Origin of the sequence: Cellulomonas sp. GbtcB1, from assembly GCF_019091725.1 — a bacterium.
GTDB lineage: Bacteria > Actinomycetota > Actinomycetes > Actinomycetales > Cellulomonadaceae > Cellulomonas.
In genome coordinates, this window is the sequence record NZ_JAGXJG010000537.1 from 1 (window position 1) to 238 (window position 238).

Sequence of the window (238 nt, forward strand, 5' to 3'; positions counted from 1 at the left end):
CCGTGAGCGTGGGCAGCCGGTCGGCGAACTCGCTCTCGATCCACCGGGTGTGCACCGCGAACGGCTGCTCCGGGTCGGTCGGGACGACGCCCGGCTCGGCCATGACGGCGCGGTGGAACGGCACGACCGTCGGGATGCCGGCGGTCTCCAGCTCGGCCAGGGGCCGGCGGGCGCGCTCCGCGGCCTGCTGCCGGGTCGCGCCGGTGCCGACCAGCTTGGCGATCATCGGGTCGAAGGC

General features: G+C 76.1%; 1 pseudogene. It reads right to left on the reverse strand.

The features are described from left to right. Positions 1 to 238 (reverse strand): annotated as a pseudogene (locus tag KVT14_RS21300) (acetyl-/propionyl-CoA carboxylase subunit alpha); the annotation flags it as partial.